Below are 22,630 nucleotides of genomic sequence, written 5' to 3'. Positions count from 1 at the left end.
CTGGTTAGCTTTGCGGCTTTACGCGTAAAAAGCAGGCAACCAGTTTGTTTTTATCAAAGGAATACTTTACAGCGGCGCGTCATTTGATATGATGCGCCCCGCTTCCCGAGAAGGAAGCAGGCCAGTATAAGCATTACCCCGTGGTGGGGTTCCCGAGCGGCCAAAGGGAGCAGACTGTAAATCTGCCGTCATCGACTTCGAAGGTTCGAATCCTTCCCCCACCACCATTATTCACTACAGCGATGTAGTTACCCCAATGAGTCATGCTGAAGTTTGCACTCACTCGGAAGGGTGAGAACCTTCGACCAAGGTTCGAGTCGAGCGAAAGCGAGACAACGTTGCCGCAGGCAACGGCCCGAAGGGTGAGGAGCGAAGCGACGAATAATCCTTCCCCCACCACCATCTCAAAGCTTTACCTCTACAATATGGATTACCCCGGGTGGGGTTCCCGAGCGGCCAAAGGGAGCAGACTGTAAATCTGCCGTCATCGACTTCGAAGGTTCGAATCCTTCCCCCACCACCATTACTTCCTGATAGCAACTTACTAAATCAAAACACTGAAATTCTATGTTCTGCCCATGCAGGGAAGGATGAGAAGCTTCGACTAAGGTTCGATTCGAGCGCCAGCGAGAAAGCGTTGCCGCAGGCAACGACCCGAAGGGCGAGGCGCAGCCGAGTCATCCTTCCCCCACCACCATCACTTCCTCGTAGTACCTTCTCCAATTTAGTATTCAAATCTAACTTAGTTATCTCTTTTTGCTTTCTAAACTGTTTTTATCTCTCTGCCATATATATCCCAGCGGCGCTGCGCTTGGCCGGACTACAGGGACATGCTGTTAGTAGCCCGGCCAAGCGCAGCGCCGCCGGGAGAGCACCGATATTCAGGTATAAAAAAACCCCGCCGAAGCAGGGTTTAGTACGTTAGAGCGCTGTATTAGTGACGCGCACGAACAATCTGATACTTGCGGGTCAGATACTCGACCGGCACGCTCCAGATGTGTACCAGACGCGAGAACGGGAACAGCAGGAACAGCGTCATTCCGAGAACAAGGTGCATACGGAAGATAAACGCTACCCCGTCCAGATGCTGAGAAGCACCACCATGGAAGGTCACCACGGACTGCGCCCAATTGACCAGCTTCATCATTTCGCTACCGTCCATATGCTGAGCGGAGAACGGAATAGTCAGCAGGCCCAGCGCGCACTGGATAACCAGCACGGAGAGCACCAAAATATCGGCGCCGGTCGTGGTCGCACGCACGCGCGGACTAAACAGACGACGCTTCAGCAACAGCACTCCGCCCACCAGGCACATGACGCCAGAAGCACCGCCGGCAAACATCGCCATCTTCTGTTTCACTTCCAGCGGCAGCCACGCTTCGTACATCCAGTGTGGTGTCAGCATACCTAAGAAGTGGCCGGCAAAAATACCCAGAATCCCGATATGGAACAGGTTCGATGCCAGGTTCATCCCTTTGCGGTCCAGCATCTGGCTGGAAGCGGCGCGCCAGGTGTACTGGCCGTAGTCATAGCGCAGCCAGCTGCCGATCAGGAAGACAGAACCCGCAATGTACGGATAAATGTCAAAGAAGAACATATTCAGGAAGTGCATTATTGCTGTCCTCCGTTAGAGATATTCAAATATTGCGGGGCAACGGCTCCGGCAAAACGACGCTGGTGATTCGAAATTTCCGACTCACCGCAGCCCTGATCGGCAAAGAATTTGACCTGCTCTTCTTCCCAGACCGCATCCAGCGCCTGCGGCGTGTCGTCACGGGCTTCGTCAGCAATTTTCTCCGCCACTTTCGCTTCATCTACCGCGCTATTGGCAAGCTTCAGCAGCTGCTCAAACAGCACCGCATAACGGCTCTCACGCTGTTGAAGACGGGCACAGAGCAGCGCCAGAATCGGCGCAATATCCTGTAAACCGCCAATCGCTTCGCTCTCCGGCAGCTGCGCCAGATATTCCAGATACAGCGGCAGATGATCCGGCAGCTCGCGGCTATCAAGCATCAGACCGTGCTGTTCGTACTGGTTCAGTAGATCGACCATCGCCTGTCCACGGTCACGGGATTCGCCATGCACGTGTTCAAACAGCAGCAGCGAGGTTGCGCGGCCGCGATCAAACAGTTCGCTGTAAGCGGCCTGAGCATCCAATAGATCCTGCGCGGTTAAATCGCGCAGGAAGACGCCCAGGGCTTGGGCATCTGCGGGCTCCAGTTTTTCTGATTCAGACAGAACGTCGAAGAGTTCGTCCTGATGTTGCCATAAGGCAGCATCAGGGTACTCGAGCAAGCGTGACACAATCACAAGTTCAATCATGCGTGCGGCTCCGTTTTGCTGCTCACATCCACCGAGTCAATACGGCGACTGTTGAACAGATTAAACTTGGTATCAGAACCATGGCAGCCGTCGCCGAAGCTAAAGCCACAACCGTTTTTCTCTGGGAACGCGTCGCGCGCTTGTTCACGGTGACTGCTTGGTACCACGAAACGATCTTCGTAGTTGGCAATCGCCAGGTAACGGTACATTTCCTGGGCCTGCGCTTCGGTCAGACCCACCTCTTCCAGCGCACGGGTATCGATAACGCCATCAACAGTTTCCGTACGTTTGAAGTGACGCATCGCCAGCATACGTTTCAGCGCCAGCAGTACTGGCTGGGTGTCGCCTGCGGTCAGCAGGTTCGCCAGGTACTGAACGGGGATACGCAGGCTTTCAACGTCAGGCAGGATACCGTTGCTGCCTAGTTCACCCGCATCGGCGGCGGACTGAATGGGTGACAGCGGCGGCACATACCAGACCATTGGCAGCGTGCGGTATTCCGGGTGCAGCGGCAGCGCCAGCTTCCAGTCCATCGCCATTTTATAAACCGGCGATTTCTGCGCCGCGTCAATCACGCTCAGCGGAATACCGTCTTTCTGCGCCTGCTCAATCACTTTTGGATCGTTCGGATCGAGGAACACGTCCAGTTGACGCTGATACAGATCTTTCTCGTTCTCGGTGCTGGCTGCGGTTTCAATGGCATCCGCGTCATACAGCAGCACGCCGAGGTAACGAATACGGCCCACGCAGGTTTCTGAACACACGGTCGGCTGACCCGCTTCAATACGCGGATAGCAGAAGATGCATTTTTCAGACTTGCCACTCTTCCAGTTGAAGTAGATTTTTTTGTACGGGCAGCCGGTGATGCACATACGCCAGCCGCGGCACTTATCCTGATCGATCAGTACGATGCCATCTTCTTCACGCTTGTAAATCGCACCGCTCGGGCAGGTGGCAACGCACGCCGGGTTCAGACAGTGCTCGCACAGGCGCGGCAGGTACATCATGAAGGTGTTTTCGAACTGGCCGTACATTGCCTTCTGCATGTTCTCGAAGTTTTTGTCTTTCGACAGCTTCTCGAACTCGCCGCCCAGGTCATCTTCCCAGTTCGGGCCCTTGGTGATTTTGTCCATGCGCTTGCCGGTAATCAGCGAACGTGGACGAGCAATCGGCTGGGCTTTGCTATCAGCCGGTGCGTTGTGCAGCGTCTGGTAGTCGAAATCAAACGGCTCGTAATAATCATCCAGACCCGGCAGATGCGGGTTAGCGAAGATTTTACCCAGCAGCAGCGCTTTGTTACCCATGCGCGGCACCAGCTTGCCGTTGATTTTACGGATCCAACCGCCTTTGTATTTTTCCTGGTCTTCCCAGTCGGTCGGGAAACCGGTACCCGGCTTGGTTTCAACGTTGTTGAACCATGCGTACTCGGTTCCTTCACGGCTGGTCCAGACGTTTTTACAGGTGACCGAGCAGGTGTGGCAACCGATGCATTTATCGAGATTCAGCACCATGCCGACTTGTGAACGAATTTTCATTTTACGCTCTCCTGTACCTGGTCATTGCCTTCGCCGTCCAACCAGTCAATGTTCTTCATCTTACGTACCACCACAAACTCATCACGGTTCGACCCTACGGTACCGTAGTAGTTAAAGCTGTAGGCCAGCTGCGCATAGCCGCCGATCATATGGGTCGGTTTTGGCGTGATGCGGGTCACCGAGTTATGGATACCGCCGCGTTGACCGGTAATTTCTGAACCCGGCAGGTTCACAATACGTTCCTGCGCGTGGTACATCATGGTCATCCCGGCCGGTACACGTTGGCTGACGACCGCACGCGCGGTCAGTGCACCGTTGTTGTTGAAGACTTCAATCCAGTCGTTATCTTCAATACCGATCTCTTTGGCATCTTCTTCACTCATCCACACCACCGGACCACCGCGACCTAAAGTCAGCATCAGCAGGTTGTCGCTGTAGGTTGAGTGAATGCCCCATTTCTGGTGCGGCGTCAGGAAGTTCAGCGCCTTCTCCGGGTTGCCGTTTGATTTCTTGCCCATCACCTCTTTCACCGAACGGGTATCGATCGGCGGACGGTAGACCAGCAGACTTTCACCAAAATCACGCATCCACTGGTGATCCTGATATAAGGACTGACGACCAGACAGCGTACGCCATGGGATCAGTTCATGAACGTTGGTATAACCGGCGTTGTAGGAGACGTGTTCGTCTTCCAGACCGGACCAGGTTGGGCTGGAGATAATCTTGCGCGGCTGCGCCTGAATATCACGGAAGCGAATTTTTTCGTCTTCTTTATTGAGCGCCAGGTGCGTGTGATCGCGACCGGTAAACTCGCTGAGCGCCGCCCAGGCTTTCACCGCCACCTGACCGTTGGTTTCCGGCGCCAGGGTGAGGATCATTTCGGCTGCGTCAATCGCGGTATCCAGCATCGGCTGGCCTTTCGCCGGGCCTTCTGCTTTGGTGTAGTTGAGCTTACGCAGCAGATCCATTTCGCTCTGGGTGTTCCAGGCAATTCCTTTACCGCCGTTACCGATTTTTTCCATCAATGGCCCGATGGAGGTAAAGCGCTCGTAGGTTGCCGGATAATCACGTTGAACCGGGATAATGTGCGGTGCGGTTTTACCTGGGATCAGGTCGCATTCGCCTTTTTTCCAGTCCTTCACATCTAACGGCTGTGCCAGTTCGGCCGCAGAGTCGTGCTGGATTGGCAGCGTAACAATATCCGTTTCCTGACCGAGGTGTCCCACGCAGACTTCAGAGAATTTCTTCGCGATGCCTTTGTAGATTTCCCAGTCGCTTTTTGATTCCCAGGCTGGATCAACAGCGGCAGACAACGGGTGAATAAACGGATGCATATCCGAGGTATTCATGTCGTCTTTTTCATACCAGGTTGCCGTTGGCAGCACGATATCGGAATACAGACAGGTGCTCGACAGACGGAAGTCCAGCGTCACCACCAGATCCAATTTACCGTCGAGACCGTTATCCTGCCATTCCACTTCTTCTGGCTTCAGACCGCCCTGCTTGCCGAGATCCATCCCCTGAATACCGTGTTCGGTACCCAGCAGATATTTCAGCATGTATTCATGGCCTTTACCGGAAGAGCCCAGCAGGTTAGAGCGCCAGATGAACAGGTTACGCGGGTGGTTTTTACCGTTTTCTGGCTGTTCAGCCGCAAAACGAATGGTGCCTTCTTTCAGCGCCTTAACGGTGTAATCAACCGGATCCATCCCGGCTTTCTTCGCATCATCAACAATACGCAGTGGGTTTGTGCCTAACTGCGGTGCAGACGGCAGCCAGCCCATACGTTCTGCACGGACGTTAAAGTCCAGCAGATGACCGGTGTAGCGAGATTTATCCGCCATCGGTGACAACAGTTCCTGCGCGGTAACCGACTCATAACGCCATTGGCTGGAGTGATTGTAGAAGTAGGAAGTGCTGTTCATGTGGCGCGCCGGACGCTGCCAGTCAAGGGCAAACGCCAGCGGCTGCCAGCCGGTCTGCGGACGCAGTTTTTCCTGGCCGACATAGTGGGCCCAACCACCGCCGCTCTGACCGATACAACCGCAGAACACCAGCATATTGATCAAGCCACGATAGTTCATATCGAGGTGATACCAGTGGTTCAGGCCAGCGCCAACGATAATCATCGAACGACCGTGCGTCTTATCTGCGTTGTCGGCAAATTCACGCGCGGTGCGGATGATCTGCGCGCGCGGCACGCCGGTGATTTTCTCAGCCCAGGCCGGAGTGTACGCTTTAATATCTTCGTAGCTGGTTGCACAGTTTTCATCGCTCAAACCCCGTTCCAGACCGTAGTTGGCCATGGTCAGGTCGTAAACGGTGGTCACCAGCGCGGTAGTGCCGTCGGCCAGTTGCAGGCGTTTCACCGGCAGTTTGTGCAGCAGGATATTTTCCAGCTCGACGCTTGTGAAGTGCTCGGTGCCTTCGCCGCCAAAGTACGGGAAGCCGACCTGCGCCACGTCGTCATGGCTACCCAACAGGCTCAGTTGCAGTTCGGTTTCATCACCGGATTTACCGTCGCGTTGCTCAAGGTTCCATTTACCTTTTTCGCCCCAACGGAAACCGATAGAACCGTTCGGTGCCACCATATCGCCGTCGGTATTAACCGCGACGGTTTTCCATTCCGGATTATTTTCCTGACCCAGAGAGTCAACCAGGTCAGCAGCACGCAACATACGGCCCGCAGCATAATAACCTTCGCGCTCTTCAAGCATGACCAGCATCGGGAAGTCGGTGTAGCGACGAACGTAGTCGGTGAAGTACTGACTTGGTTTATCGAGGTGGAATTCACGCAACATCACGTGACCCATTGCCAGCGCCATTGCTGCATCAGTACCCTGTTTCGGTGCCAACCACAGGTCGCACAGTTTAGCGATTTCGGCGTAGTCCGGAGTGATAGCAACGGTTTTGGTGCCTTTATAACGAACTTCAGTAAAGAAGTGCGCATCTGGCGTACGGGTTTGTGGAACGTTAGAGCCCCAGGCGATGATGTAGCTGGAGTTGTACCAGTCAGCGGATTCCGGAACATCGGTCTGCTCACCCCAGGTCTGCGGTGACGCAGGAGGTAAGTCACAATACCAGTCGTAGAAGCTCAGACAGGTGCCGCCAATCAGCGACAGATAACGTGCGCCGGAGGCGTAAGAAACCATCGACATGGCCGGAATGGGCGAGAAGCCAGCCACGCGGTCCGGGCCGTAGGTTTTAACAGTGTAAACGTTGGATGCTGCAATCAGCTCGTTCACTTCCTGCCAGGAGGAGCGCACAAAGCCGCCGCGACCGCGCGCCTGTTTGAAGCTTTTTGCCTTGTCGGCATCTTCAATAATGGAAGCCCAGGCAGCGACTGGATCGCTATGCTGCACCTTAGCTTCACGCCACATTTTCATCAGGCGCTTACGCATCAGCGGATATTTCAGGCGGTTGGCGCTATAGAGATACCAGGAGTAGCTGGCTCCGCGCGGGCAGCCGCGAGGTTCGTGGTTGGGCAGATCCGGACGGGTACGCGGATAGTCAGTCTGCTGGGTTTCCCAGGTGACGAGGCCATTTTTGACATAAATCTTCCAGCTGCATGAGCCGGTGCAGTTTACACCGTGAGTGGAGCGCACAACTTTATCGTGCTGCCAACGTTGGCGGTATCCATCCTCCCAATCCCGGTTGGTGTTAAGAAGCTGGCCGTGCCCATCGGCAAAGGTCTCGCCCTTCTGTTTGAAGTAGCGAAACCGGTCCAGGAATTTACTCATCGGGTCTCTCCTGTGTGGAGCCTGACGGCTCTCTGATAAATCGACATTGCTGGATTTGCAGCGAAGGTAACGCTATGAAAGAGGGAGAGAATTGATAACGATCAACCACGGTATCCGTACGATTTATATAGAAAATAAAAAATACCACCTAGGTGGTATATTTGTCTATTTTTTATCTATATGTTTTTATTGGTTTTTATAATAAATTCTCTTTATTTACCTCTTCATGAACTCTTAACCAGTTATTAGGTGGTATCCGCTTTTACCCAAGCGTTAAAATATATCCTCACCATTGATTCCCGGCTGGCTACACTAAAAATACCGTCTCGCTAACCCCCCTCGATGGTATCCCCATGTGCAATGAAAATACTCGATTGAAATTCAATGCATTACCCGCTAATGAACAAAAGGCGATTAATCTCCGCCGCAAATTACTCCGGCCAGAGAACCAATCGGACACCGCTGCACTTCATGGTGACGAGCCAGAATTAAAACCGTGCACCGGGATTTATGGTCTGGCACTTTCCGGTGGCGGAATCCGCAGTGCGACGTTCAGCCTCGGGTTGCTAAGGGCACTGGCGAAAAACGAACTACTGCACAAGTTTGACTATCTCTCAACGGTCTCCGGCGGAGGATATACGGGGGGAATGCTGGGACGTTGCTATCAGGAAGGGATCGGTCCACTTGCTGTCGAAGCGGGTTTAGGAAAAGACAATTCGCTGCTGCTGGGATGGCTACGCAATAACGGACGCTATCTCACTCCTGCGGGAACACGAGATATTGCGCTTTCTTTCGGCCAGATTCTCCGCTCATTTTTCGCCTCGCTATTTTTTGTCACCTTACTCTGCATTATCTGCGCAGGCCTGGCCTTGCAATTACAACTTCTGCTTCCTCCAGATCTTAAACATTTTCCCCTCCTGGTGGCGATCCCCGCAGCACTGGCGGCCTGGTTGGCAATTTCCTATTGGTACTTTCGTCAACACCAGGACTGGCTTCTCCTTGGGCTGGGCATCAGCGTTCTGCTGTGCCTGGTCTTTCTCTTTTTGAGCCCAGTCCCCTGGGAACTTTCACTGCTGATCTGGCTTATTTGTATGGCTCCCTGGGTGCATATCTTTCGGCAGATAAAAGACTTAGCAGCATTTCGCCTGGCCTTAACTCAGGCTCTCACCTGGGATCTACTGATTATCACCCTCCTCGCCGCCTTATGGGGACTTAACCGGGCGGGATTTTTACTGTGGTTTTCGCTCTTTCATGGCCCAAATACCAGCATAATGTTGATTTCCAGTCCGTTAAGCATAGCGGCAGTTCGCCTGCTAAAAGAAACCCAGCTTATCAACTGGCTCCTCTCGCGAATTTCAGCCGGTAATAAGCGAATCTCATTTAATCTTATGCTTGCCGGAAACATCGCAGGCTATCTACTGATGCTTTTTTGTCTGACAACGGTCTGTGCTGCTCTGATCGAGATTTCAACGGTTTTGAACGTTCCTCTGGCCGGGTTTAATTATTTACCTTTGATGACTGCACTGACGGCATTACTTATTCTGTGGCTGTTAGGTAAACAGCCTCGTTTTATTGAGTTTCTTAATCTCAGCTCACTGCATAATCTGTATCGGGCGCGTATCGAACGCGCCTGGGTCTCAACAGGAAACTATCCCCATAAACAAAATAAAGCGACCAAACCACGTTTCCCGCAAAACCCATTGGATGACAAGTTACCTGGCGCGATGGATGCAATTGAAAAAATCACCACCACGGTGGCGGGCGATGATGTGGCAATGGAGAATTACGCGCCGCACAATTACGGCGGTCCGATTCATTTAATCACCAGCTGTATTAACCAGACCATCGACGATCGCAGCGACAACTATAATGCTGACCGAAAAGGCATTGCCCTGACGGTCAGTTCTTTTGGCGTTGAAACCGGTACCCAGTTTCCTGAATCCCCGCAGAACCTCAATCACACCACGCTATCACAGTGGCTTGCTATTTCCGGCGCAGCGGTCTCAACGGGCATGGGTTCAAAGACATCGCCAGGCCTGGCATTTATGATCTATTTAGTTGGCGGTCGGCTGGGCTTTTGGTCAAAAAATCTCTCTCCCAGTCGACAAGCAAAGCGCAAAGATAATGCGCCTGGATTGAAATGGCCGCACACGCATTTAACTTATCTTTGTGCTGAAATGTTCGCCCGCTTCCCCGGATTGAGCAATGAGAAATGGTATTTGACAGATGGCGGTCATTTTGAAAATACGGGCGTTTACCCATTGCTGAAACGCAGGTTAGATTCAATTGTCGTCGCGGATTGTGGTGCCGACCCTCATTTTTTATTCGACGATCTTGAGAACCTGGTACGTAAAGCCAAAATTGATATGGCAATTGATATTGTGTTTAAAACCCCTATTAACAGCGACTATACCTCGCAATCGGCATTAAAAGTAAAACAACCTTCACCAGCCTTACTCCAGGCGATCGTTCATTATCCAGAGATCAATGGCTTTGCGAAAAAAACCGGACAATTACTCATTATTAAACCGCATTTATTGCCGGGGATGGATCTTGCCACTGCCGGCTACGCCGGACGAAATGACACGTTCCCACAGCAAACAACGGGCGATCAATTTTTCGATGAAGCCCAGTGGGAAGCCTATCACCAGTTGGGATTCCTCGCCGGAAGCGTTATTTCTGAGCAGCATTTATTCGTTATAAAAAGGGCGCAACTCTGTTGCGCCCAGTCCAGCAAGAAATATTATTTTTGCTTGCGCCCGTAAACCGCCCACGTAATCACCACGCAGGCAATATAGAACACCAGGAAGATTTTCATCGCTCCGGCCGGGGAACCGGTCAAATCCAGCGAGATACCAAACGCTTTCGGAATGAAGAACCCGCCGATAGCGCCAATCGCGGAGATAAAGCCCAGCGCCGCCGCCGTATCGGTGGCCGCTTCGCGCATCGCCTGCGCTTCGCTACCGCCCTGCGCCTTCACGCGTTCCATGGTCATTTTACGGAAGATAACCGAGATCATCTGGAAGGTTGAAGCACTACCCAGACCGGCAGTCAGGAACAGCACCATAAATACCGCGAAGAAGGCGATAAAGTTACCACCCTCACCGTTCGTTGGCAGTGTCAGAAACAGCAGGCCGCAGAAAATAGCCATCACCACGAAGTTCACCAGCGTCACGCGAGTCCCGCCCAGTCGGTCGGAAATCGCCCCGCCGGTAGAGCGCGCCAGTGCGCCGATAAACGGCCCAAAGAACGCGTAGTGCAGGATCTGCACATCGGGAAACTGAGTCTTCGACAGCATAGCAAAGCCCGCCGAGAAGCCGATGAATGAGCCGAAGGTGGCAAGATACAACAGCGCCATAATCCACAGATGCGCGCGTTTAAGTACTGGCAACTGCTCGCTCAGGGAAGCCTTTGATGCCGACAGATCGTTCATAAAGAACCACGCCGCCAGGGTGAAGGCTATCAGGAACGGCACCCAGATCCACGCCGCGTTTTCCAGATACAACATAGAGCCGTCCGGTTGTTCGCTACCGGTTCCACCAAAGACGGCGAAAATAGACAGGGATACCACCAGAGGAGCAACCAGCTGCATCACGCTGACGCCCATATTGCCAAGGCCGCCGTTGATGCCCAACGCGCCGCCCTGTTTCTGTTTCGGGAAGAAGAAGCTGATGTTCGCCATACTGGAAGCAAAGTTAGCCCCGGCGAAGCCGCACAGCAGCGAAATAATCACGAAAATGCTGAACGGAGTAGAGGTGTCCTGCACCGCAAAACCTAACCACACGCACGGTACGATCATGATCCCGGTACTGAATGCAGTCCAGCGACGCCCACCGAACAGCGGGACCATAAACGCATAAGGTACGCGCAAAAGCGCGCCGGACAGCGCCGGCAGCGCGGTCAGCATAAATAGCTGGTCGGTGGTGAACTGAAAGCCCACTTTATTCAGGTTGACGGCAACGGCGCTGAATAACATCCAGACGCAGAATGCCAGTAAAAGACATGGAACGGAGATCCACAGATTGCGGCTGGCGACGCGATGACCGCGCTGCTGCCAAAATTCAGGATCTTCAGGACGCCAGTCGGTAATGACTGAGCTGTTAGTCTTCTCCGGGATTGAAGAGTGACTCATAGACACCTCTGATTATTCGTATTAACCCTGGCTACCTTATGGGTTACAGCCTGCGGTAAGTTGATATAAATCAAAGGAAAAGTGGGCGTTAATTTGGCTAAAAAAAAATCATCACCCGAAGTGAGTAGCTATTTCTGCGCAAAAAAGTGTGGTTTTTCACGCTACTGCTGTCTTTACCCCTACCCCTGCCACCAGCCCATCAATGACTGACAATTAAGGGGTAATCCTTTAGGGGTATGGGTATACTCCAGGGGATGTCCGAGAATAAGCACCACTCCCGGATGATTTGCCGGTCAGGAGCACATACCTCATGTTGAAACGTCTTTTTACGCCGCTAACGCTGGTTAATCAACTCGTGTTAATCGTTCTATTGGCCACAGTGATAGGTGTCGCCGGAATGGCTATCTCCTCTCGCCTGGTGCACGGCGTTCAGGGCAGCGCGCACGCTATTAATAAAGCCGGTTCGCTGCGCATGCAGAGCTATCGACTGTTGGCAGCCATCCCGTTACGTGAAAGCGATCAAAAGCTGCTGGATGAAATGACCGCCACCGTCTTTAGTCCGGAACTCCAGTACGCCGCTCGCCATGACGATCAGCAAGAACAGCTCCAGGCTCTGCAACATTACTGGCAACTGGAGCTCGCACCCGGTATGCGTAAGGCACAAAATCAGGCCACGGTAGCCACAGATGTTGCCGGCTTTGTTGACCGCATCGACCAGCTTGTCACCGCTTTCGATCACACCACCGAGGAGCGGATAAAACACGTCGTCTGGATCCAGCGAATCATGGCGGTCATTATGGCGCTGCTGCTGGTGTTTACCATTATTTGGCTACGCGCACGCTTGTTACGCCCCTGGAAACAGCTGCTGGATATGGCACGCGCGGTGAGCCAACGCGATTTTACCCAGCGTACCCAGATTAACGGGCGCGATGAGATGGCGACGCTCGGAATGGCGCTAAACAACATGTCCGAAGAGCTCGCCGAAAGCTATTCGGTGCTCGAACGCCGGGTGCAGGAAAAAACCGCCGGGCTGGAGCAGAAAAATGAGATTCTCGCCTTCCTGTGGCAAGCCAATCGCCGCCTGCACTCCAACGCTCCGCTCTGCGAGCGCATCTCGCCTGTGCTCAACGGTTTGCAAGGGTTAACTCTGCTGCGCGATATTGAAGTTCGGGTTTATGATCTTGAAGATGAAGACAACCACCAGGAGTTCGCCTGCCACTCCGATATTCAGTGCGATGACAGAGGTTGCTACCTGTGTCCGCGCGATCTGCCGCCGCTGCCCGATGCCGGAACCACATTGAAATGGCGACTGTCGGACGCCCATAATCAGTACGGAATTCTGCTGGCCACTCTGCCCGTTGGTCGGCATCTAAGCCACGATCAACAGCAACTGGTTGATACCCTTGTGGAACAACTCACCGGCACCCTCGCGCTCGACCATCATCAAGAGCGCCAGCAGCAGCTTATCGTGATGGAAGAGCGCGCCACTATCGCCCGCGAGCTCCACGACTCTATTGCCCAGTCGCTCTCGTGCATGAAAATGCAGGTCAGTTGCCTGCAAATGCAGGGCGAAGACCTGCCGGATGCCAGCCGTCAGCTGCTGGGGCAGATTCGCAATGAACTCAATACCTCATGGGCGCAGCTGCGCGAACTGCTAACAACCTTCCGTCTACAGTTAACCGAAACCGGTCTGCGCCCGGCGCTGGAAGCCAGCTGCCAGGAATACAGCGCTCATTTCGGCTTTACGGTACGCCTGGACTACCAGTTGCCGCCGCGTTTTGTTCCCTCGCACCAGGCAATTCACCTGCTACAAATTGCCCGCGAGGCGCTAAGCAACGCCCTGAAGCATGCCAATGCGACGGACGTCAGCGTTACCGTTGCGCTACGGGATAATCAGGTCCGACTGGTGGTAGCCGATAACGGCCGAGGCGTGCCGGACCACGCGGAGCGCAGTAACCATTACGGCTTAATTATTATGCGCGATCGCGCCCAGAGCTTGCGCGGAGACTGCCAGGTGCGGCGTCGGGAAACCGGCGGCACGGAAGTGGTCGTCACTTTTATCCCTGAAAAATCGCTTTCAATCCAATAAGGAGAACCCTATGAGTCAACAGGAACGGGCAACCATCCTTCTCATTGACGATCATCCGATGCTGCGCACCGGCGTCAAACAACTCGTCAGCATGGCCCCGGATATCCAGGTCATCGGCGAGGCCAGCAATGGCGAACAAGGTATCGCCCTGGCTGAGTCGCTGGATCCAGATTTGATTCTGCTGGATCTCAATATGCCGGGCATGAACGGCCTTGAAACCCTCGACAAGCTGCGCGAAAAGTCGCTTTCCGGTCGCGTAGTAGTGTTTAGCGTCTCCAATCATGAAGAAGATGTGGTTACCGCCCTGAAACGCGGTGCCGATGGCTACCTGCTGAAAGATATGGAACCGGAAGATCTGCTGAAGGCGCTGCAACAGGCGGCGGCGGGCGAAATGGTGCTCAGCGAAGCATTAACCCCAGTGCTGGCAGCCAGCCTGCGTGCCAACCGCGCCACATCCGATCGCGACATCAGCCAGCTTACCCCGCGCGAGCGCGACATTCTCAAGCTGATTGCCCAGGGCCTGCCGAACAAAATGATCGCCCGCCGTCTGGATATCACCGAAAGCACCGTAAAAGTACACGTCAAGCATATGCTGAAGAAAATGAAGCTGAAATCACGCGTGGAAGCGGCGGTTTGGGTTCATCAGGAGCGCGTATTCTAGGGCATATGCTGCCAGGAAATGCCCTCGGCCGGTAAGCTCACCAGCGGCTCGGTCAGCGCCAGTGCGATCTCATTGGATGAGACGCGCTGACCCGTTTTATCCTCTACCACCAGCGAAAGGTGCCAGCGATTGCCCGCCCCGGCGTCACTGTTCCAACGCGGCATAATGATGCTCCAACCATCAGGACCGTTTGCCTCTATCGGCGGCGTCAGGCTTAGCGCCTGAGTATCGCCCTGCCAGCTCAGCGACTTTATCCCGTGCAGACTGCGAATTTGCAACTTCAGTTGCACCGTCTCCCCCGGCTGAAGATCCCATGGTGGCGTCGCAAGATACACTGACAAGGTTTTGCGCTGACGATATTCAACCACCGGTAGATTATCGCGTTCCGGGCTATCGTAACGGCTGCCGCGCAGCGAACGGCTTACCGCCACTTCATCGGCCGCCAGTTGCTGTTTTAACGGCACGCCAAAGCGATAATTGAGCTTCAATCCCACATCGTTTTGGCTGACGCCGCTCTCGCCTTGTTTATGTTTTGCCGTCACCGTCACCAGCGGAACGGGGGTGTAATTCAGCCCCACCGACACCGCCACCGGATTGTGATAACCGGTACCCGAGTGGAACAAGTCGACGTTATCGCCAAAATACTGCTCCACGCTGACGCTGGTATTAATATGCTGATAAAACGGCAGCCGCGCCTGGGCGGTCACATCGTAGCCGCTGGCCATTCGTTGCTGCTGGGTCACGCTACTTCTTTGCTGCCAGCCGCTGAGCGGTTGATAGTAGTTCGCCGACAGGCGCATCGATTCCCCCCAGGCCTCAGCTCCAACGCTGCCGCGCGCCAGGCGATCATCCAGAACTTTGTCATAGAACGAGTTATAGCCCAGCAGCCAGGAGCCCATCCGCCAGCGCTGGCCGAGGCCAATATTGCCCACCAGCCCGTTATCCCGCTGCGTGACAGAGTACTGGTTCCAGGTGAGATAGTCGCCGTTATCCTGTAACGGGACAAACCAGCTTCCTTTACTACCGGTAAAATTGCCTTCTTTGTCGACCAGCAGATCGACATTGGCGTTGCCCCACGGCGAAAGCCAGTTTTCTAACTGATGGCTTACCTCATTCCCCAACTTACCGATGGCAAATACCCGCGCCTGCTCGCTGGTTGTCAGCCCGTTATCGCTCATACTGGCTTCACCAAACTTTTTCGCCATTTCGGCAAAATGTTTTGCATCATCATCAACCTGCGGCGCCAGACCAAGATCGGGTAATGCTGCTGGTTCCCTCAAGAGGGCCCGATTATCCTGCAACGCGCGGGCGGGGATCCCTGCCAATAGCAGGAGAAGCGGTAAATACGGGGTTACACGGAACGGCAAAGAACTCAAAATCGGTTACGTCTACTCACGAAGGATGGCAGTAAAACGTAAGTTTATCGTTTTTTGCCATCCCTCGCAGCCTTCAGAATAATTCCAGGAATATACTGAATCTCAGGCTTGCGTTAGGTTTTCCGCCAGCAGCGCCTTAAGCTCCGGGATACAAGAACCGCAGTTGGTGCCGCATTTCAATTTGGCTCCCAGCGCGGCAGGCGTATGGCAGCCGTTGATGATTGCCTCGCTTATTGCCCTTTCGCCTACGCTAAAGCAACTACAGATAGTGCGCCCGCGCGGTATCGTTTCGCCGCCTTTTCTGCCGCTCAATAATACATGACGCTGGGCGGCATTCACCGGCGGGGCGCGGAACGCGGCGCTAATCCATTCGGCGTCAATGACCGGTTCTTGCGCATCGCTCCACCAGCCAAGCATCAGTTCTCCGTCCTGCCATGCCAGCAGGTTCCAGACCCCGCCGCCGCCGGCTGTCTGCATCTGCCATCCCTGCAACTGGCACCAGTCGGTCAGCCATCGGCGAGGACTGATATCCCCGGCGAGAGAAAGATGGCTTATACCCTGCGCGGCCCGCCGCCGCCAGTGCAACGAAGCAGGTATTGGAACCGACTGGCGGGAAAAGAGTTCGCCTTTCCAGGCTGGAAGCCAGGCGGCAATTGCTACTGCCACCTGCTTACTCTCTGGCTGCCCGGAGTGGGGGTCGGTGACCGCCATCAGCAGGTTATTCACCCGTCCCTGGCGAGCAAATTGATTATTCCAGTGCATTGGCACGAACAGCGAGCCGGGGCGCTGCCCATCGCTGATAATCACTTTTGCTACCATCACCCCATTCGGTGAGCGGATTCGCGCTAATTCACCTTCCAGCAGGTGATAGCGCTGCGCATCTTCTGCTGCCACCTCCACCACCGGTTCGGCGATATGCTGCATCAGCCTGGGCACCGCGCCGGTGCGGGTCATGGTGTGCCACTGATCGCGGATCCGTCCGCTGTTGAGGATCAGCGGATAAAACGCATCGGTCGTCGCCCGGGTCGGTTGCGGGGCGACGGGCACCATACGCAACTTGCCATCCCGGTGCCAGCCCTTGTGCAAACTCCATGTTGCTGGGCTGCGACTCACCGGCCAGCGCACAGGTTCCAGCGCATCCCAGGCTTCACGGCTGAGGTTCGCCAGCCCGCCGATATCAAACGCTCGCTGGCCTTTATTTTCAAAACCCGACAGCGCGGCGTGCTCGTTGAATACGTCATGAGAATGCTGCCAGGCAAAGGCGGAGCCAAAGCCCAGCTCTTGCGCCACGCGAGCAACGATCCACCAGTCGGCTTTCGCCTCTCCAGGCGACGGCAGAAACGCGCGCTGGCGAGAGATCCGCCGCTCAGAGTTGGTCACGGTGCCGTTCTTCTCTCCCCACGCCAGCGCCGGAAAACGAATATGGGCGAAGCGTCCGGTATCGGTATCGGCAACCACATCCGAGACAATCACCAGCGGGCACCTCGCCAGGGCGTCACTCACCGCATGACTGTCCGGCAGCGACACTACCGGATTGGTGCCCATAATCCACACCGCTTTTACCTCGCCGCGACCAATAGCGGCGAACAGATCCACTGCCGTCAGCCCTGGCGTTTGCGCCAGCCGCTCGGTACCCCAGAATCGCGCCAGGCGCTGTAAATCGTCGGCTTCAAAGTTCATATGCGCAGCCAGCATGGTCGCCAGCCCACCCACCTCACGCCCGCCCATGGCGTTGGGTTGACCGGTCAGCGAAAACGGACCGCAGCCCGGACGTCCATATTTTCCGCTCGCCAGGTGAACGTTAATGATGGCGTTGCATTTATCGCTACCGCTGGCAGATTGGTTAATGCCCATGGTATAGAGCGTGATAGCGCGCGGGGCGGCGATAAATTCGCCATAGAAAACGGCGACCTGCTGCTGCGGCAAACCGCAGAACTGCGCCACTTTTTCGATGCTCCACTCCTGCGCGAGCGTCAGCGCCTGCTGCGCGTCGCTGAAATCGTCCGTGATGCCGCCGCTGGCGGCAATGGCGTTTAGCAGACCGACAAACAGCCCGCCGTCGCTACCGGGGGCCAGCGCCAGATGCACATCGGCTATATCGCAGGTGGCGGTGCGTCGCGGGTCAATCACCACCACCCGCATCTGTGGATTATCGCGCTTCGCCTGCACCAGCCGCTGGTAGAGCACTGGATGCGCCCAGGCGGCGTTCGATCCGACTAACACTACCAGATCGCTGTTTTCCACATCCTCATAACTGCACGGCACCACGTCCGCCCCCAGCGCACGTTTATAACCAGTGACCGCCGAAGACATACACAGCCGTGAGTTAGTATCGATATTCGCCGCGCCAATAAACCCCTTCATCAGCTTATTCGCGGCGTAGTAATCCTCGGTCAGCAGCTGTCCGGAGGCATAGAACGCTACCGCCTGCGGCCCATGCTGGTCGATGATTTCCCGCAGACGCGAACCGGTCGCCGCCAGCGCCTGCGGCCACGACGCGCGTTCGCCATCGACTTCAGGGAATAGCATTCTTCCCTCCAGGCCGACGGTTTCACCCAGCGCCGCGCCCTTAACGCACAGGCGACCAAAGTTCGCCGGATGCCGCTCATCGCCGCGCACGGTCACCTGACCCTGCGCATTCAGGCTGGCAATAACGCCACAGCCCACGCCACAATAGGGACACGTCGTCCGGGTTTCGGTCATCAGGAGGCCTCCGCGCGAATGAGCAGTTGCTGGTTGCCGACCCACACCTTGCCATTCTCAATTTTCACCGGCCAGGCGCGTACCGACCGTTCACTACCGTCACACTGACGACCGTCACGCAGGCGGATCCGCTGCTTGTACAACGGCGAAATCACAATCGGTTCGCCGCCCGCATCGCCAAGCAGTCCGCGCGACAGCACGTTGGCCTCGCTGCCGGGCTCAAGGTTATCGAGGGCATAGACCTGGTCATCAAAGCGGAACAGCGCTATCTGCCGCTCTCCGAGCCGCGCGCCAATGCCCGCCTGCGGCGGAATGGCATCAAGATCGCAAATAGCCTGCCACGGGCGAGACGGCAGCGTCGGTTCAGCCAGCGCAGCGGTCGGGGCCAGTTGCGGTTGACCGCGCAAGGTTTGCCGCTGTACCGCCTCGTCCGGCTCATCGCTATTGACGTAAGAGCGGAACAGCGCCAGCCGCTGCGGATCGTTAAGGGTGGTTTGCCATTCGCACTGGTAGCTGTCCACCACCCGCGCCATCTCCTGCTCCAGCTCTTCACCAATCCCGAGACTGTCTTCAAGGATAACTTCACGCAGATAGTCGACTCCGCCCTCAAGGTTATCCATCCAGGTACTGGTGCGCTGCAGTCGATCGGCGGTGCGAATATAGAACATCAGCAGTCGGTCAATACTGCGGATAAGCGTTGCTTCATCAAGGTCGCTGGCGAACAGGTCGGCATGACGCGGCTTCATGCCGCCGTTGCCGCAAACGTACAGATTCCAACCCTTTTCGGTCGCGATAACGCCGATATCCTTCCCCTGAGCTTCCGCACATTCGCGGGTACAACCGGAGACCGCCATTTTAATTTTGTGCGGTGCGCGCAGCCCTTTGTAGCGGTGTTCGAGGGTGACCGCCAGGCCGGTGGAATCCTGCACGCCGTAACGGCACCAGGTCGACCCGACGCAGGATTTCACCGTGCGCAGGGATTTGCCGTAGGCGTGGCCGGTTTCAAAGCCCGCCTCCGCCAGTTCGCGCCAGATCGCCGGAAGCTGCTCCAGGCGCGCGCCGAACAGGTCGATACGCTGGCCGCCGGTCACTTTGCTATACAGCTGATAGCGTTTGGCAATCTGTCCGATCGCAATCAGCCCATCCGGTGTCACTTCCCCAGCCGCCATGCGCGGCACCACCGAATAGGTACCGTCTTTCTGGATATTGGCGAAATAGCGATCGTTAGTGTCCTGAAGCGGCAGATGCGCTGGTTTCAACAGATATTCGTTCCAGCAGGAAGCCAGCACCGACGCCACCAGCGGTTTACAGATTTCGCAACCGTGACCCTGGCCGTAGCGACTAATCAGCTGTTCGAAGGTGCGAATATGGTTGACGCGCACCAGGTGGAAGATCTCCTGACGCGACCACGGAAAGTGCTCACAGACATCTTTTTTGACTTCAACACCCTGCTCGCCAAGCTGGTACTCCATCACCTGTTTCACCAGCGCGCTACAGCCACCGCAGCCGGTTGCCGCTTTGGTGCAGCTCTTGATCGCCGCCATATCGCCCGCACCGCCGCTCACCGCAAGGCAGATATCGACCTTACTGACGTTGTGACAGGAGCAAATCTGGGCGCTGTCCGGCAATGCCGCTACGCCGAGCGCTTTCGGCGCGCTGCCCTCCAGCGCCGGAAGAATCAAACTTTCCGGGCGCGCGGGCAATGCCATGCCATTGAGCATCATCTGCAGCAGCGTGGAATAATCGCCAGCATCACCGACCAGTACACCGCCGAGCAGGGTTTTACCATCCTGACTGACCACGATTTTTTTGTAGATTTGCTCCGGCCCGTGGGTCCACTGGTAGCTCTGGCAGCCCGGCGTGCGTCCCTGAGCGTCGCCGAAAGAGGCCACATCGACGCCCAGCAACTTCAGCTTGGTACTCATATCGGCCCCGGTGAAGCTGGCCTCTTCGCCCGCCAGGGTTGCGGCGGCGGCGCGTGCCATCTGATAACCGGGAGCCACCAGACCATAAATTTTGTTCTCCCACAGCGCGCACTCGCCTATTGCCAACACATCCGGATCCGAGGTGCAGCACTGGTTGTCGATACAAATCCCGCCGCGTTCGCCAATTTCCAGCTCGCTGCTGCGGGCCAGCGCGTCCTGCGGGCGGATACCCGCCGAAAACACCACCATATCGGTTTTCAGAGAGCCACCATCGGCGAAGTTCAGCATCAACCCCTGCTCATGCTCGACAATTTCCGTCGTCGCCTTGCTGGTGTGCACCCCTACGCCCAGTTCGCTGATTTTCTCCCGCAGCATCGCCGCGCCGCCGTTGTCCAGCTGTACCGCCATCAGGTTTGGCGCAAACTCCACAACGTGCGTTTCCAGTCCCAGTTGCTTGAGCGCATTAGCCGCTTCCAGTCCGAGCAGGCCGCCGCCGATCACCACTCCACGGCTGGCGTTAGCGGCGCGGGCGGCAATCTGGTCCAGATCGTCAAGCGTACGGTAGACAAAGCAGCCTTCGAGATCATTGCCAGGGACCGGCGGAACAAACGGATAAGAGCCCGTTGCCAGCACCAGCTTATCCCAATGAGTTTCGTGGCCCTGGGCATCGCGCACCACTCGCGCTTCACGGTCAATGCTGGCGACCGATTCCCGCAAACGCAGCTCAATGCCGTTCTTAGCGAAGAAGTCCCCTTCCACCAACGACAGTGATTCGGCGCTGCGTCCGGCGAAATATTCCGACAGATGTACCCGATCGTAGGCGGCATAGCGCTCTTCGCAGAACACCACAATCCGGTATTGCTGATGAAGGTTACGGCTGACACATTGCTCAAGAAAATGGTGGCCGACCATACCGTGTCCGACCAGCACTAAAACAGGTTTTGTCATGGTAGTTTGTCCCGCAGCGCGCGGCTGCATCGTTGAAGAAGGATCAAAGAGCCAGTCTGCCGGTGCGGGCGCATGCGCCCCCAGCAGGGCGGTGAGCGGCGCGGCGCTGGCGCAATCGCCCAGCAACACGACGCCGCGCAGCTTGCCATCGCGCAGCAGCAGGCGACGGTAGTGGCGGTCCAGCGGATCCCAGCTGGTACAAATTTCATCCTGTTCATCAGCGCGCAGTTCACCGGCGCTGAATAACTCGATACCGGTCACCTTCAGGCGCGTGCCGCTATCCTGCCAGTGAAAATCTTCTCCGGCATGACCGCACAGACGGTCGGCAAGCACCTCGGCCTGGCGCAGGCACGGCGCCACCAGCCCCCAGGTCTGACCATCGATTTCGCAACATTCACCAATGGCGCTGACGCCCGGCTGTGCAGTAGCCATTTGGCGGTCAACAATAATTCCGCGGCCACACGCCAGCCCGCTGCGCTCGGCCAGCAGGTTGTTAGGCTGCACGCCGGTCGCCAGTACCACCCGCGAGGCGGCAAAGGCGCGGCCATCCTCCAGCAGCACTTCCCGTTCATTAATGGCGGCGATGCGGCTCTCCATCACGCAGCGGATCCCACGCTCGGCAAGCTGTATTTGCAGCTGTTCACCAGCAAAGGCATCGGTCTGCTGCTCCATCAGCCAGCGCCCGCGATGTAACAAAGTGACGTTGTCACCGTAGCGTCGTAGCGCCGCAGCGGCTTCAACGCCAAGCACGCCGCCGCCGATGACCACCGCCGGACCGTTGATTGCCAGAATGCCCTCAACGTCCGCAATAGTGCGAAACGCAAAAACATGCGGCAGCTCAATACCCGACAACGGCGGCATAAACGGCAGCGATCCGGTGGCGAAGACCAGCTCATCCCAGCAGAGTTTTCCGTCGGTGGTTTGTAGAGTGCGGGCCTGAATATCCACCGCGATGACCGACTCTCCGGCGCGTAATGTGACGTCATGCTGCTGATACCACGCTTCTGGCAGCAGTTGCATCTCGGATGCCGTTTTCTCTCCGCCAAGCACCGGCGACAGCTGAATGCGGTTATAGGCCTGGCACGGTTCATCACCAATAATCGTGATGCTAAACCGCTGCGCATCGCGCTCCACCAGCACCTGCGCCAGGCGAGTCGCCGCCATGCCGTTGCCGATAATCACCAGTTGCCGCTTCATCG

At 55.9% G+C, this 22,630-nt stretch carries 11 protein-coding genes, 2 tRNA genes and 2 other RNA genes; 7 read left to right on the top strand and 8 right to left on the bottom strand.

Annotated features, from left to right (window positions below; translation table 11 throughout):
* Positions 1-142: 142 nt before the first annotated feature.
* The 4 genes from QVF11_RS11910 to QVF11_RS11895 all read left to right on the top strand — a co-directional run bounded on the left by QVF11_RS11910 (position 143) and on the right by QVF11_RS11895 (position 697).
* A tRNA-Tyr gene (locus tag QVF11_RS11910) sits at positions 143-227 on the top strand.
* Positions 228-270: 43 nt separating this feature from the next.
* Positions 271-402, top strand: a non-coding RNA gene (locus QVF11_RS11905) — RtT sRNA.
* Between the two features lie 36 nt (positions 403-438).
* Positions 439-523 (top strand) — tRNA-Tyr (locus QVF11_RS11900).
* 46 nt (positions 524-569) lie between these two features.
* Positions 570-697, top strand: a non-coding RNA gene (locus QVF11_RS11895) — RtT sRNA.
* A 237-nt stretch (positions 698-934) separates the two neighbouring features.
* Here the strand turns inward: QVF11_RS11895 and narI are convergent.
* From narI to QVF11_RS11875, 4 genes are read right to left on the bottom strand one after another with little or no spacing between them, the layout of a single operon-like run.
* Positions 935-1,612, bottom strand: a complete 678-nt coding sequence (narI, locus tag QVF11_RS11890) for a respiratory nitrate reductase subunit gamma (RefSeq protein ID WP_112213390.1) — start codon at positions 1,610-1,612, stop codon at positions 935-937.
* On the bottom strand, positions 1,612-2,322 hold the full coding sequence (gene narJ, locus QVF11_RS11885; RefSeq protein WP_287857067.1) for a nitrate reductase molybdenum cofactor assembly chaperone: 711 nt from the start codon (positions 2,320-2,322) through the stop codon (positions 1,612-1,614). Before narJ ends, narI begins: the two co-directional genes overlap by 1 nt.
* Positions 2,319-3,857: a nitrate reductase subunit beta gene (gene narH, locus QVF11_RS11880; protein WP_182239432.1), complete on the bottom strand. Its 1,539-nt coding sequence runs from the start codon at positions 3,855-3,857 to the stop codon at positions 2,319-2,321. The genes narJ and narH overlap by 4 nt, the downstream gene beginning before the upstream one ends.
* Positions 3,854-7,597: a nitrate reductase subunit alpha gene (locus tag QVF11_RS11875; protein ID WP_287857063.1), complete on the bottom strand. Its 3,744-nt coding sequence runs from the start codon at positions 7,595-7,597 to the stop codon at positions 3,854-3,856. Before QVF11_RS11875 ends, narH begins: the two co-directional genes overlap by 4 nt.
* A gap of 353 nt (positions 7,598-7,950) precedes the next feature.
* On the opposite strand from QVF11_RS11875, the gene QVF11_RS11870 reads away from it, so the two are divergent.
* Positions 7,951-10,362, top strand: a complete 2,412-nt coding sequence (locus QVF11_RS11870) for a patatin-like phospholipase family protein (RefSeq protein ID WP_287857062.1) — start codon at positions 7,951-7,953, stop codon at positions 10,360-10,362.
* Here QVF11_RS11870 and QVF11_RS11865 read toward each other — a convergent pair.
* Entirely contained in the window at positions 10,341-11,729 is a 1,389-nt protein-coding gene (locus tag QVF11_RS11865; RefSeq protein ID WP_112213385.1) for a NarK family nitrate/nitrite MFS transporter, read from the bottom strand. The genes QVF11_RS11870 and QVF11_RS11865 overlap by 22 nt on opposite strands.
* A gap of 310 nt (positions 11,730-12,039) precedes the next feature.
* Here QVF11_RS11865 and narX point away from each other — a divergent pair, with 310 nt between their 5' ends.
* Both narX and narL read left to right on the top strand, forming a co-directional pair.
* Positions 12,040-13,818: a nitrate/nitrite two-component system sensor histidine kinase NarX gene (narX, locus tag QVF11_RS11860; RefSeq protein WP_112213384.1), complete on the top strand. Its 1,779-nt coding sequence runs from the start codon at positions 12,040-12,042 to the stop codon at positions 13,816-13,818.
* Positions 13,819-13,828: 10 nt separating this feature from the next.
* Positions 13,829-14,479, top strand: a complete 651-nt coding sequence (narL, locus tag QVF11_RS11855) for a two-component system response regulator NarL (RefSeq protein ID WP_110274181.1) — start codon at positions 13,829-13,831, stop codon at positions 14,477-14,479.
* On the opposite strand, the gene QVF11_RS11850 is transcribed toward narL, so the two are convergent.
* The 3 genes from QVF11_RS11850 to nirB form a co-directional block, all read right to left on the bottom strand.
* Positions 14,476-15,855, bottom strand: coding sequence for a YchO/YchP family invasin (locus QVF11_RS11850; protein ID WP_112213383.1), 1,380 nt, complete (start codon positions 15,853-15,855; stop codon positions 14,476-14,478). The two genes, narL and QVF11_RS11850, sit on opposite strands and share 4 nt — an antisense overlap.
* A gap of 102 nt (positions 15,856-15,957) precedes the next feature.
* On the bottom strand, positions 15,958-18,558 hold the full coding sequence (locus QVF11_RS11845; protein ID WP_287857059.1) for a nitrate reductase: 2,601 nt from the start codon (positions 18,556-18,558) through the stop codon (positions 15,958-15,960).
* Entirely contained in the window at positions 18,558-22,628 is a 4,071-nt protein-coding gene (gene nirB / locus QVF11_RS11840; protein ID WP_287857057.1) for a nitrite reductase large subunit NirB, read from the bottom strand. Before nirB ends, QVF11_RS11845 begins: the two co-directional genes overlap by 1 nt.
* Positions 22,629-22,630: the final 2 nt, after the last annotated feature.

The organism is Klebsiella sp. (assembly GCF_027492335.1).
GTDB classification, from domain to species: domain Bacteria; phylum Pseudomonadota; class Gammaproteobacteria; order Enterobacterales; family Enterobacteriaceae; genus Klebsiella; species Klebsiella huaxiensis.
Note: the sequence above shows the minus strand (reverse complement) of the source record. Positions and strands in the feature narration are given on the sequence as shown.

Excerpts from the sequence above, each read along its gene's own strand:
- QVF11_RS11865 (WP_112213385.1), bottom strand. The coding sequence starts at position 11,729 with ATGAGTCACTCTTCAATCCCGGAGAAGACTAACAGCTCAGTCATTACC.
- narJ (WP_287857067.1), bottom strand. The coding sequence starts at position 2,322 with ATGATTGAACTTGTGATTGTGTCACGCTTGCTCGAGTACCCTGATGCT.
- narX (WP_112213384.1), top strand. The coding sequence starts at position 12,040 with ATGTTGAAACGTCTTTTTACGCCGCTAACGCTGGTTAATCAACTCGTG.
- QVF11_RS11875 (WP_287857063.1), bottom strand. The coding sequence starts at position 7,597 with ATGAGTAAATTCCTGGACCGGTTTCGCTACTTCAAACAGAAGGGCGAG.
- narH (WP_182239432.1), bottom strand. The coding sequence starts at position 3,857 with ATGAAAATTCGTTCACAAGTCGGCATGGTGCTGAATCTCGATAAATGC.
- QVF11_RS11845 (WP_287857059.1), bottom strand. The coding sequence starts at position 18,558 with ATGACCGAAACCCGGACGACGTGTCCCTATTGTGGCGTGGGCTGTGGC.
- narL (WP_110274181.1), top strand. The coding sequence starts at position 13,829 with ATGAGTCAACAGGAACGGGCAACCATCCTTCTCATTGACGATCATCCG.
- narI (WP_112213390.1), bottom strand. The coding sequence starts at position 1,612 with ATGCACTTCCTGAATATGTTCTTCTTTGACATTTATCCGTACATTGCG.
- QVF11_RS11870 (WP_287857062.1), top strand. The coding sequence starts at position 7,951 with ATGTGCAATGAAAATACTCGATTGAAATTCAATGCATTACCCGCTAAT.
- nirB (WP_287857057.1), bottom strand. The coding sequence starts at position 22,628 with ATGAAGCGGCAACTGGTGATTATCGGCAACGGCATGGCGGCGACTCGC.